Genomic DNA, 17,211 nt, shown 5'->3' on the forward strand with positions numbered 1-17,211 from the left:
GGCCGGCCGGACCTCGTGTCCGGCCGGCTCTCCCCGGACCCGTTCAGACCATGATTGAGACTCGACCCCGAAAGAGGGATTGACGACAAAGTGCTCGACGTCAACTTCTTCGACGAGCTGCGGATCGGCCTTGCCACCGCGGACGACATCCGACAGTGGTCCCACGGCGAGGTCAAGAAGCCGGAGACCATCAACTACCGCACGCTCAAGCCCGAGAAGGACGGACTCTTCTGCGAGAAGATCTTCGGTCCGACCCGGGACTGGGAGTGCTACTGCGGTAAGTACAAGCGTGTCCGCTTCAAGGGCATCATCTGCGAGCGCTGCGGCGTCGAGGTCACTCGCGCCAAGGTGCGTCGTGAGCGGATGGGCCACATTGAGCTGGCCGCCCCTGTCACGCACATCTGGTACTTCAAGGGCGTCCCGTCGCGCCTCGGCTACCTGCTTGATCTCGCCCCGAAGGACCTCGAAAAGGTCATCTACTTCGCGGCGTACATGATCACGTTCGTGGACGAGGAGCGCCGTACGCGTGACCTGCCCTCCCTGGAGGCGCACGTCTCCGTGGAGCGTCAGCAGGTCGAGAACCGTCGCGACTCCGACCTGGAGGCCCGCGCCAAGAAGCTCGAGACCGACCTGGCCGAGCTTGAGGCCGAGGGCGCCAAGGCCGACGTGCGCCGCAAGGTGCGCGAAGGTGCCGAGCGGGAGATGAAGCAGCTGCGCGACCGTGCGCAGCGCGAGATCGACCGTCTCGACGAGGTCTGGAACCGCTTCAAGAACCTCAAGGTCCAGGACCTGGAGGGTGACGAGCTGCTCTACCGCGAGCTGCGTGACCGCTTCGGCACGTACTTCGACGGTTCGATGGGTGCCGCTGCACTGCAGAAGCGCCTTGAGTCGTTCGACCTGGATGAGGAAGCCGAGCGGCTTCGCGAGATCATCCGTACCGGCAAGGGCCAGAAGAAGACCCGTGCGCTCAAGCGCCTCAAGGTCGTCTCCGCGTTCCTGCAGACCAGCAACAGCCCCAAGGGCATGGTGCTCGACTGCGTGCCGGTCATCCCGCCGGACCTGCGTCCGATGGTGCAGCTGGACGGTGGCCGCTTCGCGACCTCCGACCTGAACGACCTGTACCGCCGCGTGATCAACCGCAACAACCGCCTGAAGCGACTCCTTGACCTCGGCGCCCCCGAGATCATCGTGAACAACGAGAAGCGCATGCTTCAGGAGGCCGTCGACGCGCTCTTCGACAACGGCCGTCGTGGTCGCCCGGTCACGGGCCCCGGCAACCGTCCGCTGAAGTCGCTGTCCGACATGCTCAAGGGCAAGCAGGGTCGTTTCCGTCAGAACCTTCTCGGTAAGCGTGTGGACTACTCCGCGCGTTCCGTGATCGTCGTCGGCCCGCAGCTGAAGCTGCACCAGTGTGGTCTGCCGAAGGCCATGGCACTGGAGCTCTTCAAGCCGTTCGTGATGAAGCGCCTGGTCGACCTGAACCACGCGCAGAACATCAAGTCGGCGAAGCGCATGGTCGAGCGCGGCCGCACGGTCGTGTACGACGTCCTGGAAGAGGTCATCGCCGAGCACCCGGTTCTCCTGAACCGTGCGCCGACGCTGCACCGCCTCGGCATCCAGGCCTTCGAGCCGCAGCTGGTCGAGGGCAAGGCCATTCAGATCCACCCGCTCGTCTGCACCGCGTTCAACGCGGACTTCGACGGTGACCAGATGGCCGTGCACCTGCCGCTCTCCGCGGAGGCGCAGGCCGAGGCCCGCATCCTGATGCTGTCCTCGAACAACATCCTGAAGCCGGCAGACGGCCGTCCCGTCACCATGCCGACCCAGGACATGGTTCTCGGTCTCTTCTTCCTCACGACGGACGAGGAAGAGCGCAAGGTCATCGGTGAGGGCCGTTCGTTCGGTTCCTCCGCCGAGGCGACCATGGCGTTCGACGCCAAGGAGCTCTCGCTCCAGGCGAAGGTCGACATCCGCTTCCCGGTGGGCACCATCCCGCCGCGCGGCTGGACCCCGCCGGCCGTCGAAGAGGGCGAGCAGGAGTACCAGCAGGGCGACAGCTTCCGGCTGCGTACGACCCTGGGCCGCGCGCTCTTCAACGAGCTGCTGCCCGAGGACTACCCGTTCGTCGACTACTCGGTGGGCAAGAAGCAGCTCTCCGAGATCGTCAACGACCTGGCCGAGCGCTACCCCAAGGTCATCGTGGCGGCGACGCTCGACAACCTGAAGGCGGCGGGCTTCTTCTGGGCGACCCGTTCCGGTGTCACCGTGGCCATCTCCGACGTCGTGGTCCCCGAGGCCAAGAAGGCGATCGTCGCTGGCTACGAGGCGCAGGACGAGAAGGTCCAGAAGCAGTACGAGCGCGGTCTGATCACCAAGGACGAGCGCACGCAGGAGCTCATCGCGATCTGGACCAAGGCGACCAACGAGGTTGCCGAGGCGATGAACGCGAACTTCCCCAAGACGAACCCCATCTTCATGATGGTTGACTCGGGTGCCCGAGGAAACATGATGCAGATGCGTCAGATCGCCGGTATGCGTGGTCTGGTGTCGAACGCCAAGAACGAGACGATCCCGCGTCCGATTAAGGCCTCCTTCCGTGAGGGTCTCTCGGTCCTGGAGTACTTCATCTCGACTCACGGTGCTCGTAAGGGTCTTGCGGACACGGCTCTCCGTACCGCTGACTCCGGTTACCTCACCCGTCGTCTGGTCGACGTCTCTCAGGACGTCATCATTCGCGAGGAGGACTGTGGCACCGAGCGCGGTCTGAAGCTGAAGATCGCGGTCAAGGGCGAGGACGGTGTGCTCCGCAAGACGGAGAACGTCGAGACCTCGGTGTACGCCCGCATGCTGGCCGAAGACGTCGTCATCGACGGCAAGGTCATCGCGCCGGCGAACGTCGACCTCGGTGACGTCCTCATCGACGCCCTGGTCGCCAACGGCGTCGAGGAGGTCAAGACCCGTTCGGTCCTGACCTGCGAGTCCGCGGTCGGCACCTGTGCCTTCTGCTACGGCCGTTCGCTCGCCACCGGCAAGCTGGTCGACATCGGTGAGGCGGTCGGCATCATCGCCGCCCAGTCCATCGGTGAGCCCGGCACGCAGCTGACGATGCGTACGTTCCACACCGGTGGTGTGGCCGGTGACGACATCACCCAGGGTCTGCCCCGTGTCGTCGAGCTCTTCGAGGCTCGTACGCCCAAGGGTGTCGCCCCGATCTCGGAGGCGGCAGGCCGCATCCGTATCGAGGAGACCGAGAAGACCAAGAAGATCGTCGTCACTCCGGACGACGGCAGCGACGAGACGCCGTTCCCGATCTCGAAGCGTGCCAAGGTCCTCGTGCGTGAGGGTGACCACGTCGAGGTGGGCCAGAAGCTCACCTTCGGTGCCACCAACCCGCACGACGTGCTGCGGATCCTCGGTCAGCGCGCGGTCCAGGTCCACCTGGTCGGCGAAGTCCAGAAGGTCTACAACAGCCAGGGCGTGTCGATCCACGACAAGCACATCGAGATCATCATCCGGCAGATGCTGCGCCGCGTGACGATCATCGAGTCCGGCGACGCGGAGCTGCTGCCGGGCGAGCTCGTCGAGCGCTCGAAGTTCGAGACCGAGAACCGTCGCACGGTCACGGAAGGCGGCCACCCGGCCTCCGGCCGTCCGCAGCTGATGGGTATCACCAAGGCCTCGCTGGCAACGGAGTCCTGGCTGTCGGCCGCCTCCTTCCAGGAGACGACCAGGGTCCTGACGGACGCGGCGATCAACGCCAAGTCCGACTCCCTGATCGGCCTCAAGGAGAACGTCATCATCGGTAAGCTCATCCCGGCCGGTACGGGTCTCTCCCGCTACCGCAACATCCGGGTGGAGCCGACCGAAGAGGCCAAGGCAGCGATGTACTCGGCCGTCGGCTACGACGACATCGACTACTCGCCCTTCGGCACGGGCTCCGGCCAGGCTGTTCCGCTGGAGGACTACGACTACGGGCCTTACAACCAGTAGGCGTTGCTTGAGTTGAACTGAAGGGCGCTCGCTCCGTTTCTTACGGGGTGGGCGCCCTTTGGCGTTCTTCAGTGGCCGGGCTGTTGGAGCTGTCGGCGGAGCCGCTGCAGCCGGGTGTGGTGATCCGGCTTCGAGGAGAGCAGGGAAGGCGCCGGGAAGAGACGGCCGTAGCGATGAACCGGGGCGGGCGCCTTCGAGGCTTCCTCGTCGGTGATGAAGCGCTGCAGCACCGCGACCAGCTGGGGACCGAAGCCGCGCAGGGCTGCGGCCTGGTCGGCGCGTAGCTCGGCACGCCTGCTCACTGCGGCGAGCAGCCATGGAGTGAGCGCCAGCAGGAACAGCCAGGGGAACAGATAGAGCAGTACCAGCCCGGCCAGGCTCGCCAGCAGGATGAGTCGGCGGTTGGCTTCCTTGGCCTGGTGGTGCCGATGGGGGAGCGTGAGCTGGTGCAGTGCCCGCAGGGCGCGCCAGAGGAGGCGCCAGGGCAGGGCGTACCAGTTGCTCAGGAGTGCGGACCAGGAGTGCCCCGCGACATGGTGGCTGAGTTCATGGGCGAGCACTGCCGCGAGTTGGCCCGGCGGGAGACGTAGCGCCGCCGAGGTGACGGTCACGATGTGTCCCGCTGCGGCCTCCGCGTTGAGTTCCTCGCTCTCGGCGATCCAGAGCTGGTACGTGGCCGCGTCCGCTCCAAAGCGGGTGGTGACGTCGTGCCAGACCGTTTCCAGCTGATCAGTCTCGACGAGGGACGGTGGCCTGTGGCCGAAGACGTGGTGGGCCAGGAACGTCTCCGTCGGGCGGTGGAAGATCAGCACACCGCTGAGCAGCCACCCGGTGACCGTGGCCCAGAGGGGAATGCCGGTCGCGCTCTCCAGTACGTACGCCAGACAGGCCACGACAAAGAGGCTGGCCGCGGCGTGCGGCAGGTGGAGCGCCAGCGAGCCGACGGCGAGGACGTCAGCGCCCCTGCGGCGGGCCGCTATGTGGACGCGACCTGCGTGGGGCACGTGGACCTCGGGGTGCTGGACGTGCTCGGCCGCGGACGCCTCCATCCCTGAGGCGCCGGATATTCGTAGCGCCTCAGGTTCCGCGTCCGTTAATGGCTTCAGTAAGGCATCGGGCGAGCGCGGCGTTGGTGCGGAGACCGGCCCGGGGTAGCGGGGGGACGCCACCGAATCCTGTTCGGGGTACTCCGGTTCGTACGGCTGGGACATAGTGCTCCTTCTTTTCGGTACGGGCTTTCTCAGCCGAGCAGTAAGGCCGCGGGCAGCAGCAGGGCCGCCGCCGTGAGAGCCAAAAGGCCGACGCGTATCCACAGGTGCTTGTGTGCGGCGATCCGACTTGTGGCCGCAAGCGCGGTCACAAGAAGGAAAGTTGGATCGCGGTCGGCCGCCGCCAGCGCTTGTGCCAGGGAGCCTGAGTCGGCGGCGCGTCGGATGTCGCCGAAATAGCCGAGTGGTAGCCCGGGCTCCCAGTCGCTCTTGCGGTAGCGAGGCACGACAGCGAGGAGCATCGAGAGCAAGGAGGCCGCGAGTGCGCAGATTCCGGCCCACCAGACGACTGCCCAGGCCAAGGCGAGCTGGGACGGGTCCCAGCCGCGGCCCGCGACGAGGCCGCCGAGCAGCCCCACCGCCATCGCGATGGCACCGACCACTACAGCCGCCTTGCTGTCGGCGCGGCTGATCTCGGCCCGCACCTCGGTGAGCAGCCTTGCGCCGGACTGCGATTCCTCGGGGGTCATACGCACCCGGCCCGGCCGTTTGGGTGCTGGGCGGCCAGATCGGATGGCTTGCGCAGCGGGTCTTCCGGCTGCGCTTCGGCCGATTCGCTCACGGCCTGAGTGAATACGGACCTGAACAGCGCGAGTACCAGCTGCTGAGGCTCCTCCAGCTGGTACTTCTCCAGGGTTTCGTCCGGCAGGACCCGGTCGATGAGCCCGAGCTGGTTCTCGATCATCCTCTTCTCGTCGGCGCGCAGGTTCTCCACGACCAGGTGCGTGTCCTGTGCGTGCTCGGCCAGGTGGAGGAGGAGGGCGTCGAGTCCACCCTTGGCCAGGTGGTGGCGGTAGAACTCGATCTTCCGTGCCTTGAGCTGTTGCTGCTGTTCCAGTCGCAGCAGCTCCACCTCGTGTTCGGACAGCGCTGCTGCCGCGTTGTACCGGGCCGCGCGCAGGCGCCCTTGCTGGGCGCGCTCGTCGGGGTCACGGCGCAGCCGTGCTGTGCCGCCGAGTCGGAGCCCTTGCTGTGCCGCGTGGTCGCCGGAAGCGTCGAGGATCTGTTGCACGGAAACCTCGGCGCGCGCACTCGAGGAGATGGGGAACTCTCGGGTCACAGGCCGCAGCAGGCGGTGGAGCACGCGGTTCAGCAGGGCTGGGATGTCGCGTTCCTGGCTGACGACGAAGCGCTCCGGATCGGTCACCTGCCAGGTGAGATCGAAGGTGGTATCGAACTCGAAGCTGTCGATGTCGCTGGGCAGAAGAGTGCACAGGCGCAGGGGATGAACGCCCAGATCGACCTCGTACACGGCGGTTCGGCCACGGAGGTTTGTGGGGCGCCGTGGAGGCAGATATGTCTCGTACGAGTCACCGGCCCCGGCGACCACGAGGGCGCAGTCGGCGCGCCCCAGATAACGGCGGCCGGGGATCTCGTAGCGCGACAGCTGGCGCACTGCGAGGACGGGATCGATCAGCCGATTGGGCCGACCGCTCTGCACTGGACGAGCGTCCAGGTAGTCCAGCTCGTTGGGGCCGCTGGGTTCGTGGTGCTTGTTCAGGCTGATCTGATCGGTCAGCTCGGCCAGGCCGTGCCAGGCGTGGTTTTTGACTGCCTCAGGTGTAGTCGGCCCCTCTTGGGATGACCTTGGTGTCTGGCTTTCAGGGTGATCCTGACCCGTCGCCACGGAGGGCTCCTCTCCGGCTCATGACTTCGCTGCGACAACTGCTCGCAGGCGGTGTGTGACGTGCAGCGGGCTGCCATCGGCGTCGTGCGCCGTGCGCAGGAGGTGGTCGATCCGTCGCCGGTCCGCGTCGGTATCGGCGAGCGCGGCCAGCAGCGACGTCAAGGACTGCTCGGTGTAGGGGTCGCGCTCCGCCACGCGGACCCACCGCTGCAAGGTCTCCCGGGCCCTGTCGGTGTGGGCGCGGTCGCGCAGCCCGGCGCGCCAGAGGCCCGCGACGAGTTCGTCCTCGTCGCTTTCGGCGGAGGAACGGGCATCGGTGAACCACTTCAGGACGAGAGGGCGGTCCGTGCCCTCTTCGGACTCACGGCAGGCGAGGCCGAAGGCACGCAGCGCGTGGTCGTGCAGTGCGTCGTCGTGCGGTGCCAGGTCGTCCTGGGCCAGCGGGGCGAGCAGCGGGAGTACCGGCCCATGGGCCGCGAGCAGCAACAGCTGGGTGGCTTCGGCGAGTTGGCTCACCTCCTCTTCCTCGTCGTTCTCCAGGCGCACGGTGTCGAGCAGAGCGTCCAGCGCCTCCACCGGCTGCATCGGGCCGAGGAGTCCGTAGACGCGGATCGCTGTCCACCGGCGACTGGGGTGTTCGCCGGTGCACCAGGCATGCAGGATGCGGGACACGCCCCGCACCTGGAGAAGGCTGGCCAGGCTGAGCGTGTTGGCGGCGTTCAGCCAGCCGTTGTAGGACCTGCCGCCGGCCCAGGGCTCGATCAGGTGCGCCATGGCGGATGGCAGGTCCGCCTGGGCGAGGAGTGCCGTGGCCGCGGCGGCCCGGGTGCGGACCAGCGGGCGTCCGTCCCTCGCGAGCTGCTGGATCCAGCGCACCAGGGCGGTGCGCGCGGAGGGGTGCACGGCCCAGACCTCGTGGAGCAGCACGCGTGCGGTCTGCGTGTCCTGGAACTCGGCCCTGTACTGGGAGACCGGGCCCCACTCGGTGACCTCGTCCTGCGTGCTACCGACGGCGTGGGCGAGTTTGAGACGCGATGCCGTGGAGCTGCCGAAGATCGGGATCAGGGGTGGCTTATGAGGGTTGGCCGTCGTCTGGAGTTCGACGAAGAGGCTGTCGCCGAGTTCCGCTGCGATCGCGTACGGGGCCTTGTCGAAGACGGCGAGCGCGATGAGGAACGCCTTGTCGCGCAGTTCGTCGCCGCCCTCCTTTTCCGGCGACGTGAGCCACCCGGAAACCCGGTCCGCCAGGGCCGACTGTGCGAAGTCGACCAGTTCTTCCTCGTCGAGTTCGCCTCGGTGGTGGGCGGCGAGTTGATCCGCGAACTTCTTGGTCTCGCCCGGCTGGTGAGTCCGGCCGAGGAATTCCTGGACTGATGGGAGCAGCCGCAGCCGCTCCCATGCCTCTCTGCCGACCAGCGCCGTGACATGAGCGGAGAGGACGGCCTCGACCGGTGGCGGTTCCCACGGGACGCAGGGGACGTCGCGAAGGACCGCCGACGTATCGACGGTGATCACGAACCGGCCGCCGTGCCGCCGCAACTTGTCCCGCATGCCCAGGACGTGTGCCTCCAGGAGCGGACGGCTGCGGCTGGTCGACAGGTCGTGCAGGAGGAAGCCGGGCGAGTTCTCGAGGGCGTCCGGCAAGGCTGTCGGGGCGGTGCCCGGGTCGAACGACTGGATGGGGCGGGCGCCGAGCCGATGCAGCAGCATGAGCGCCGCGGACCGGCGTCCTGTGCCTCGGCTCCCTCTGAGGACGACGACATGGTTGTCGCGGAGTTGCTCCAGCGCCGCGTGGAAGCTCGGGCAGGTCTGGAAGACGGCCGTCACCTCCTCGACGTCCTTGCCGGGGACCTGGCCGGACACCGAACGGGAGCCCGCGCCGAAGCCTTGGGGGCTGAGGTTGAAGTTGACGTCGCCGGCGACATGACCGCCGGTGAGCCCGAGCTGGTCGCCGAAAACCAGGCTGCCGATGAAGTCAGGCGCATGGTCGATCAGGTCGCGGCGAGCGGCCCATGCGGGCTGCCGTTCCTCCGGGTCCTGGTCCGGCTCCTGGCTTTGGCCGCCCTCGGAGGCACCGTCGTCCGGCTTGGTGTCCGGATCAGGCTTCTCACTCTTCTCGGGGCGCTCGCCCTTCGGCGGCTTCTCCGGCTTGGCCTCTTCCTGGCTCACTTCCGGTCACCCCGCTCTCCGCTCCGCAAGTCGAAGTTGACGTCGCCGGCGACATGACCGCCGGTGACTCCGTACTGCGAGCCCATGATCTGAGTGCTGGCAGGGGAGGCGTCGGTGGAGGTCGCGACGGCAGGGGAGGGGGCAGCGGGCCGGGAGTCCCCGCGGTCGGCCTGCTCGGGCGTCGACACCTGGTGCAGCCAGGCGCTGCTTGGCCCTTCCTTGGTCTGCACGGCGACCTTGTGGAACTTCTCAGGGCGTATGCCGTGGTGGCCGTGGCGCACCACGCCTTGGTAGACGGTGTCGGAGACGCAGAGGACGCTGCTGTCGGCGCCGGTCCGCAGGGCCTCGCGCAGTGGCTCGGCATCCAACAGGCGGAAGGCGTGGTTCAGGTCCCCGCCGATCCAGCCCTTCTCGTCCACAGCGACGTATCCGGCCGCCAGCACGATACGCAGCCGCATCCGGGTACTGCCCGCCATCAGCCGGTTCTTGGCGTGCAGCAGCATCGGAGTCTCGTTGAGCAGTGCTTTCAGCAGCCCGGACACCGGAACGTTCGCGTCGATCAGTTCGACGACGGAGTCGCCTCGATCGGCGCGGAGCCGAGCGGTTTCGCTGACGTCGGCCGCGACGAGGGTGCCGTCGGCGACGTCGTAGAGCATGCGTCGGAGAAAGGCCTGCTCGACATCGTCTCTGGTGCCGAACTGCTCGATGTCGAAGAGCAGGATCGTGCGGTTCAGGGGGTCGCTCATGTCTGCCTCTCGCCGGTTCGATTCCGTTGACCAGCACGATGGCGGGGCGGGGCGAGACGGCAGAGGCCCGATGACGCGGAAGAAGTGTGACCACGTGCACAGAGTTACGTTTAGTTATGCATCGCTCACTCGTCGATTCCCGCCCCGCTGCCGATTCCGGCTATGCGGCGCAGGATGTCGGGCCGGACGACGATGATGCGGCGGCGGCTCGTGACGACGACTTTCCTGTCGCGCAACTCCTTCAGGAGCCGGGCCACCGCCTCCCGGGACGCCCCGACCGAACCGGCGAACTCTTGCTGGCTGAGCGGGACGGTGAGCTCGATGCCCTCATCGGTCCGGATGCCATGGGTGCGTACGAGGTCGAGCAGCAGGACGGCGAGCCGTTCGCGCACCGCGAGTGCCGCCCACTCGAGACGGCGGCGGTCGGTGGAGCGCTGCCGGTCGGTGGCCAGGCCAAGCAGCTTGAGCGCCACCTGGGGGCTGCCGGTGAGGAATCTCGTGAAGCGGCTCTCCTCTATGGCCACCGCCTCGACCTGCTCAAGGGCGGTCACGGTCGCCGAGCGGCCACGTCCGCTGAGGGAGGCGCCCTCGCCGATGATGTCGCCGGGGCCGCGTAGAGCGAGGAGGGCCTCGTAGCCGTTGGCTGCGGTCGCCGTGACCTTGGTCCAGCCTTGGAGGAGCAGCAGTACATGGGCGGAGGGCTCGTCCTGGCGCATGATGACGCCGCGTCCGGGATAGCTCAGGGGCCGGCCGATCGCGAGCAGCGCGGTGCGGTCGTCCCTCTCGAGGCGTGCGAGAAAGGGCACCCGGTCGTCCAGGCCATCACCGTCGCGCGCGTACGCTTGCCCCCCGGCCATCCCGCTGCCCCCGTGTTCACGTGCGCCGATGCCATTGATCCAGCAACCAGTCAACGTACTTGAGGCAGCCGCTCGGGGAACGAGCGACAACCGGCCGTGCTGGCCGAGACCGAACACATCGGAGCCGAAAAGCCCGGCGTGTCGCCCCCCACCGCATTTGTTTTGACCGAAGCCGATGAGGTAGGTACGCTCAGACCTTGTGCCTGGGGTGTGCCTGGGCTCGCGCGCGTGTCTTCAGCCGCATCGTGAGTCCGAGAACGGCCACCGTAATCTGCGCCTCTTTCCGCCTTGCGGCGGGAGTCTGCAGTATTCGACACACCCGACCGCGTGGGTCGGCGACGTTCCAGGTTAGCTTTACTATTCGGCACACAGAAACCGGAGAAGTAGTGCCTACGATCCAGCAGCTGGTCCGAAAGGGCCGGCAGGACAAGGTCGAGAAGAACAAGACGCCCGCACTCGAGGGTTCGCCCCAGCGCCGCGGCGTCTGCACGCGTGTGTTCACGACCACCCCGAAGAAGCCGAACTCGGCCCTCCGTAAGGTCGCGCGTGTGCGTCTGACCTCCGGGATCGAGGTCACGGCCTACATTCCGGGTGAGGGACACAACCTGCAGGAGCACTCCATCGTGCTCGTGCGTGGTGGCCGTGTGAAGGACCTGCCGGGTGTTCGTTACAAGATCATCCGCGGCTCCCTTGACACCCAGGGCGTCAAGAACCGCAAGCAGGCCCGCAGCCGCTACGGCGCCAAGAAGGAGAAGTAGAAATGCCTCGTAAGGGCCCCGCCCCGAAGCGCCCGGTCATCATCGACCCGGTCTACGGTTCTCCTCTGGTGACTTCCCTCATCAACAAGGTGCTGCTGAACGGCAAGCGCTCCACCGCTGAGCGCATCGTGTACGGCGCCATGGAGGGCCTGCGCGAGAAGACCGGCAACGACCCGGTCATCACGCTCAAGCGCGCGCTGGAAAACATCAAGCCGACTCTCGAGGTCAAGTCCCGCCGTGTCGGTGGCGCGACCTACCAGGTCCCGATCGAGGTCAAGCCGGGCCGTGCGAACACGCTCGCCCTGCGCTGGCTGGTCGGTTACTCCCGCGCCCGTCGCGAGAAGACCATGACCGAGCGTCTGCTCAACGAGCTCCTCGACGCCTCCAACGGCCTTGGTGCCGCTGTGAAGAAGCGTGAGGACACCCACAAGATGGCCGAGTCCAACAAGGCCTTCGCGCACTACCGCTGGTAGTCGCTACCCACATCGAGACCGAGAGAAGACTGAGCCGATATGGCTACCACTTCACTTGACCTGGCCAAGGTGCGCAACATCGGCATCATGGCTCACATCGACGCGGGCAAGACGACGACCACCGAGCGGATCCTGTTCTACACCGGTGTGTCGTACAAGATCGGTGAAGTCCACGATGGCGCCGCCACCATGGACTGGATGGAGCAGGAGCAGGAGCGTGGCATCACGATCACCTCTGCTGCCACCACCTGTCACTGGCCGATGAACGACGTCGACCACACCATCAACATCATCGACACCCCGGGCCACGTCGACTTCACCGTCGAGGTGGAGCGTTCGCTCCGCGTGCTCGACGGTGCCGTGACGGTGTTCGACGGCGTCGCCGGTGTTGAGCCCCAGTCCGAGACTGTGTGGCGTCAGGCTGACCGCTACGGCGTCCCGCGTATTTGCTTCGTCAACAAGCTCGACCGTACGGGTGCCGAGTTCCACCGCTGCGTCGACATGATCATCGACCGCCTCGGTGCGACCCCCATCGTCATGCAGCTGCCCATCGGCGCAGAGGCTGACTTCAAGGGTGTCGTCGACCTCGTCACGATGAAGGCCTTCGTCTGGTCCGCAGAGACCAAGATGGGCGAGGCGTACGACATCGTCGACATCCCCGCGACGCACACCGAGGCCGCTGATGAGTGGCGCGGGAAGCTTCTCGAGGCTGTCGCCGAGAACGACGAGCAGATGATGGAGCTGTACCTCGAGGGCCAGGAGCCCACCGAGGACCAGCTGTACGACGCGATCCGTCGCATCACCATCGCCTCCGGCAAGGGCGGCGACACCACCGTCACCCCCGTGTTCTGCGGCACCGCGTTCAAGAACAAGGGCGTTCAGCCCCTGCTCGACGCGGTCGTGCGTTACCTGCCTTCGCCCCTGGACGTCGAGGCCATCGAAGGCCACGACGTCAAGGACCCCGAGGTCGTCGTCAAGCGCAAGCCTTCTGACGAGGAGCCCCTTTCGGCCCTCGCGTTCAAGATCGCGAGCGACCCGCACCTCGGCAAGCTCACCTTCGTCCGGATCTACTCCGGTCGCCTGGAGGCCGGCACCGCGGTGCTGAACTCCGTCAAGGGCAAGAAGGAGCGCATCGGCAAGATCTACCGCATGCACGCGAACAAGCGTGAGGAGATCGCGTCGGTGGGCGCCGGTGACATCGTCGCCGTCATGGGCCTGAAGCAGACCACCACCGGTGAGACGCTGTGTGACGACAAGAAGCCGGTCATCCTGGAGTCCATGGACTTCCCGGCGCCGGTCATTCAGGTCGCCATCGAGCCCAAGTCCAAGGGTGACCAGGAGAAGCTGGGTGTAGCCATCCAGCGTCTCTCGGAGGAGGACCCCTCCTTCCAGGTCCACTCGGACGAGGAGACCGGCCAGACCATCATCGGTGGTATGGGCGAGCTTCACCTCGAGGTGCTCGTCGACCGCATGAAGCGCGAATTCCGCGTCGAGGCGAACGTCGGCAAGCCCCAGGTCGCGTACCGCGAGACGATCCGCAAGGCCGTCGAGCGCGTGGACTACACCCACAAGAAGCAGACCGGTGGTACCGGTCAGTTCGCCAAGGTGCAGATCGCGATCGAGCCCATCGAGGGCGGCGAGGCGTCGTACGAGTTCGTGAACAAGGTCACCGGTGGCCGTATCCCGCGGGAGTACATCCCGTCGGTCGACGCCGGTGCGCAGGAGGCCATGCAGTTCGGCATCCTGGCGGGCTACGAGATGACTGGTGTTCGCATCACGCTTCTCGACGGCGCCTACCACGAGGTCGACTCCTCCGAGCTCGCCTTCAAGATCGCCGGATCGCAGGCCTTCAAGGAGGCCGCGCGCAAGGCCAGCCCTGTGCTGCTCGAGCCGATGATGGCCGTTGAGGTCACCACGCCCGAGGACTACATGGGCGATGTCATTGGTGACATCAACTCCCGCCGTGGCCAGATCCAGGCCATGGAGGAGCGCAGCGGCGCTCGCGTCGTGAAGGGCCTTGTGCCCCTCTCGGAGATGTTCGGCTACGTCGGAGACCTCCGCAGCAAGACGTCGGGTCGCGCAAGCTACTCAATGCAGTTCGACTCCTACGCCGAGGTTCCGCGGAACGTCGCCGAGGAGATCATCGCGAAGGCCAAGGGCGAGTAACTCAACCGAGTTGACGCTTTAGGCTTGACTCCGGAGTCTCCGGGGCATTCCGACCCTCTTCCGGGCCGGGTGCCCCGGGCCCCGGGCATCCCAGCAAAGATCACCTGGCGCCGATGAAGCAAGGCGTACAGAACCACTCCGCAGGAGGATTCAGTGGCGAAGGCAAAGTTCGAGCGGACTAAGCCGCACGTCAACATCGGCACCATCGGTCACATCGACCACGGTAAGACGACCCTCACGGCCGCCATTACCAAGGTGCTGCACGACGCGTACCCGAACCTGAACGAGGCCTCGGCCTTCGATCAGATCGACAAGGCTCCTGAGGAGCGCCAGCGCGGTATCACGATCTCGATCGCGCACGTCGAGTACCAGACGGAGACGCGTCACTACGCGCACGTCGACTGCCCCGGGCACGCGGACTACATCAAGAACATGATCACGGGTGCCGCGCAGATGGACGGCGCCATCCTCGTGGTCGCCGCCACCGACGGCCCGATGCCGCAGACCAAGGAGCACGTGCTCCTGGCCCGCCAGGTCGGCGTTCCGTACATCGTCGTCGCCCTGAACAAGGCCGACATGGTGGACGACGAGGAGATCCTGGAGCTCGTCGAGCTCGAGGTTCGTGAGCTCCTCTCCGAGTACGAGTTCCCGGGCGACGACCTTCCGGTCGTCAAGGTCTCGGCGCTCAAGGCGCTTGAGGGCGACAAGGAGTGGGGCGACTCCATCCTCAACCTGATGGCCGCCGTCGACGAGTCGATCCCGCAGCCCGAGCGTGACGTCGACAAGCCGTTCCTGATGCCGATCGAGGACGTCTTCACGATCACCGGTCGTGGCACGGTCGTCACCGGTCGTATCGAGCGTGGTGTCCTCAAGGTCAACGAGACCGTCGACATCATCGGCATCAAGACCGAGAAGACCACCACCACGGTCACCGGCATCGAGATGTTCCGCAAGCTGCTCGACGAGGGCCAGGCCGGTGAGAACGTCGGTCTGCTCCTCCGTGGCATCAAGCGCGAGGACGTCGAGCGCGGCCAGGTCATCATCAAGCCCGGTTCGGTCACGCCGCACACCGAGTTCGAGGCCCAGGCCTACATCCTGTCGAAGGACGAGGGTGGCCGTCACACCCCCTTCTTCAACAACTACCGCCCGCAGTTCTACTTCCGCACCACGGACGTGACCGGCGTCGTGACCCTCCCCGAGGGCACCGAGATGGTCATGCCGGGCGACAACACTGAGATGACCGTTGAGCTCATCCAGCCCGTCGCGATGGAAGAGGGCCTGAAGTTCGCCATCCGTGAGGGTGGCCGGACCGTCGGCGCCGGCCAGGTCACCAAGATCAACAAGTAAGCTTCCCGCTTGCTTGCGGATCGGGGTAACCCGGTTGCTCTGAACTGAGCGCACCGCAGTACACGCAGTAACGGAAGGGCCCGTATGACTTCGGTCGTACGGGCCTTTTTGCGTGGGCGGGGGCGACGACGGCGAGAGCGGCACGCAGGGCGTCCGGGGTCTGCTCGGGGCGGGGCGCGCAGCGGTGGATGGTGGGCGGCTGCGGCTGCGGCTGCGGGGCGCCGGGTCGCTCGCGAGGTGGGTTGACTGTCGCCAACCGCTGACTGGGCGGGCGGGGTGGGGTTTGGTGGGTACTTTCTTCCTCTCGGGGTTCTTGGAAGAAAGGCGTCAGCGATACCGGAGCATGAGGGGACGGGCTCCGGTGGCGTGAGAAGGCGACGACAGAAGGTGACCGGGATGTCGGAAAAGCGCGGGTCCGGGCGAGGCCGGAGTTTGACCTTCGGTGGCCACCGGGTACGATCCCCGGTCCCGATTGGCCAGCACCTGTACCCGTATGGCAGACTGTCGGGGTTGCTCGGTTGAGTGCCGATGCTGCGCGCCTCCCGCCGGGAGGACCGGAAGCGAGTCCCACAGTACTCGTCGCCCCATCTGCCGTAAGGCAGCGCTGGAGCGGACGTACGGGAATCTTCTGGGAAGCGTGGGCGGGGTACCAGCCAGGCGCCCGGTGGGTTTCTTCCCCCGGCCAGCGGTCCTTGGGCCGCGATCCCACAGCAGTGGATTTCCTTCGGGAAATTTCGTTGGTGAGATTGCGACACGCCCGACCGCGTGGGTCGGTCAGAAGATGAGTAGAACACCAGGTTCCAGAGCGTTTCGAGAGACAGGACTACCAAGTAGCCATGGCGGGACAGAAGATCCGCATCCGGCTCAAGGCCTACGACCACGAGGTCATCGACTCTTCGGCGAAGAAGATCGTCGAGACGGTGACTCGCACTGGTGCGTCGGTCGCAGGCCCGGTGCCGCTGCCCACTGAGAAGAACGTGTACTGCGTCATCAAGTCGCCGCACAAGTACAAGGACTCGCGCGAGCACTTCGAGATGCGCACGCACAAGCGCCTGATCGACATCCTCGACCCGACGCCCAAGACCGTTGACTCGTTGATGCGCCTGGACCTTCCGGCCGGCGTCGACATCGAGATCAAGCTCTGAGAGGCGCGGACAGATGACTAAGCAGATCAAGGGCGTCCTGGGCGAGAAGCTCGGCATGACCCAGGTCTGGGACGAGAACAACCGTGTCGTCCCGGTCACCGTCGTCAAGGCCGGGCCCTGCGTCGTTACCCAGGTCCGTACGAATGACTCCGACGGCTACGAGTCGGTCCAGATCGCCTTCGGCGAGATCGACCCTCGCAAGGTGAACAAGCCCCTCAAGGGTCACTTCGCCAAGGCCGACGTGACTCCCCGCCGCCACCTGGTGGAGATCCGCACCCCTGACGCCAGCGAGTACACGCTGGGCCAGGAGGTGACTGCCGAGACGTTCGAGTCCGGCGTCAAGGTTGACGTCACGGGCAAGAGCAAGGGCAAGGGCTTCGCCGGTGTCATGAAGCGTCACAACTTCAAGGGACTCGGCGCGGGTCACGGTACCCAGCGCAAGCACCGCTCTCCCGGCTCCATCGGTGGCTGTGCCACCCCGGGCCGTGTGTTCAAGGGCCTCCGCATGGCGGGCCGTATGGGCAACGAGCGGGTCACCACCCAGAACCTGACCGTTCACGCCGTTGACGCGGAGAAGGGCCTGCTCCTCATCAAGGGCGCAGTTCCCGGTCCGAACGGTGGCCTCGTCCTGGTCCGTACCGCGGCCAAGGGGGTTTGAGGAACCG

General features: G+C 66.3%; 13 protein-coding genes. 7 read left to right on the top strand and 6 right to left on the bottom strand.

The annotated features are described in order from the left end of the window. Window positions 1-90 precede the first annotated feature (90 nt). On the top strand, window positions 91-3,990 hold the full coding sequence (locus ACWFRJ_RS27435) for a DNA-directed RNA polymerase subunit beta' (RefSeq protein ID WP_383275883.1): 3,900 nt from the start codon (window positions 91-93) through the stop codon (window positions 3,988-3,990). Window positions 3,991-4,058: 68 nt separating this feature from the next. On the opposite strand, the gene ACWFRJ_RS27440 is transcribed toward ACWFRJ_RS27435, so the two are convergent. The 6 genes from ACWFRJ_RS27440 to ACWFRJ_RS27465 all read right to left on the bottom strand — a co-directional run bounded on the left by ACWFRJ_RS27440 (window position 4,059) and on the right by ACWFRJ_RS27465 (window position 10,657). After that, window positions 4,059-5,039 (bottom strand): M48 family metalloprotease, encoded by a 981-nt coding sequence (locus ACWFRJ_RS27440; protein WP_453536294.1) that lies wholly within the window; start codon window positions 5,037-5,039, stop codon window positions 4,059-4,061. Between the two features lie 191 nt (window positions 5,040-5,230). After that, window positions 5,231-5,728, bottom strand: a complete 498-nt coding sequence (locus ACWFRJ_RS27445; protein WP_453536297.1) for a Pycsar system effector family protein — start codon at window positions 5,726-5,728, stop codon at window positions 5,231-5,233. Further along, window positions 5,725-6,654 carry a hypothetical protein gene (locus ACWFRJ_RS27450; RefSeq protein ID WP_453536300.1) on the bottom strand — a complete coding sequence of 310 codons (930 nt, stop codon included), beginning with the start codon at window positions 6,652-6,654 and terminating at the stop codon, window positions 5,725-5,727. The genes ACWFRJ_RS27445 and ACWFRJ_RS27450 overlap by 4 nt, the downstream gene beginning before the upstream one ends. A gap of 249 nt (window positions 6,655-6,903) precedes the next feature. Further along, entirely contained in the window at window positions 6,904-9,054 is a 2,151-nt protein-coding gene (locus ACWFRJ_RS27455; protein ID WP_453536302.1) for a hypothetical protein, read from the bottom strand. Beyond that, complete coding sequence (locus ACWFRJ_RS27460; RefSeq protein WP_453536305.1) at window positions 9,051-9,800, bottom strand: hypothetical protein; 750 nt, start codon at window positions 9,798-9,800, stop codon at window positions 9,051-9,053. The genes ACWFRJ_RS27455 and ACWFRJ_RS27460 overlap by 4 nt, the downstream gene beginning before the upstream one ends. 125 nt (window positions 9,801-9,925) lie before the next feature. After that, on the bottom strand, window positions 9,926-10,657 hold the full coding sequence (locus tag ACWFRJ_RS27465; protein WP_453536308.1) for a Crp/Fnr family transcriptional regulator: 732 nt from the start codon (window positions 10,655-10,657) through the stop codon (window positions 9,926-9,928). A 386-nt stretch (window positions 10,658-11,043) separates the two neighbouring features. Between ACWFRJ_RS27465 and rpsL the strand changes: the two genes are divergently transcribed. The 6 genes from rpsL to rplC all read left to right on the top strand — a co-directional run bounded on the left by rpsL (window position 11,044) and on the right by rplC (window position 17,204). Then, window positions 11,044-11,415, top strand: a complete 372-nt coding sequence (rpsL, locus tag ACWFRJ_RS27470) for a 30S ribosomal protein S12 (RefSeq protein ID WP_003948652.1) — start codon at window positions 11,044-11,046, stop codon at window positions 11,413-11,415. A 2-nt stretch (window positions 11,416-11,417) separates the two neighbouring features. Further along, entirely contained in the window at window positions 11,418-11,888 is a 471-nt protein-coding gene (gene rpsG / locus ACWFRJ_RS27475; protein ID WP_003974303.1) for a 30S ribosomal protein S7, read from the top strand. Between the two features lie 39 nt (window positions 11,889-11,927). Next, window positions 11,928-14,054, top strand: a complete 2,127-nt coding sequence (gene fusA / locus ACWFRJ_RS27480) for an elongation factor G (RefSeq protein WP_383275886.1) — start codon at window positions 11,928-11,930, stop codon at window positions 14,052-14,054. Between the two features lie 153 nt (window positions 14,055-14,207). Continuing rightward, a complete protein-coding gene (gene tuf / locus ACWFRJ_RS27485; protein ID WP_393399569.1) occupies window positions 14,208-15,401 on the top strand; it encodes an elongation factor Tu in 1,194 nt (397 codons plus the stop codon). Window positions 15,402-16,237: 836 nt separating this feature from the next. Continuing rightward, entirely contained in the window at window positions 16,238-16,546 is a 309-nt protein-coding gene (gene rpsJ / locus ACWFRJ_RS27490) for a 30S ribosomal protein S10 (protein ID WP_003948644.1), read from the top strand. A gap of 13 nt (window positions 16,547-16,559) precedes the next feature. Further along, a complete protein-coding gene (gene rplC, locus ACWFRJ_RS27495) occupies window positions 16,560-17,204 on the top strand; it encodes a 50S ribosomal protein L3 (RefSeq protein ID WP_453536314.1) in 645 nt (214 codons plus the stop codon). The last annotated feature ends 7 nt before the right edge of the window (window positions 17,205-17,211 follow it).

This window comes from Streptomyces sp. NPDC055239, assembly GCF_053606205.1.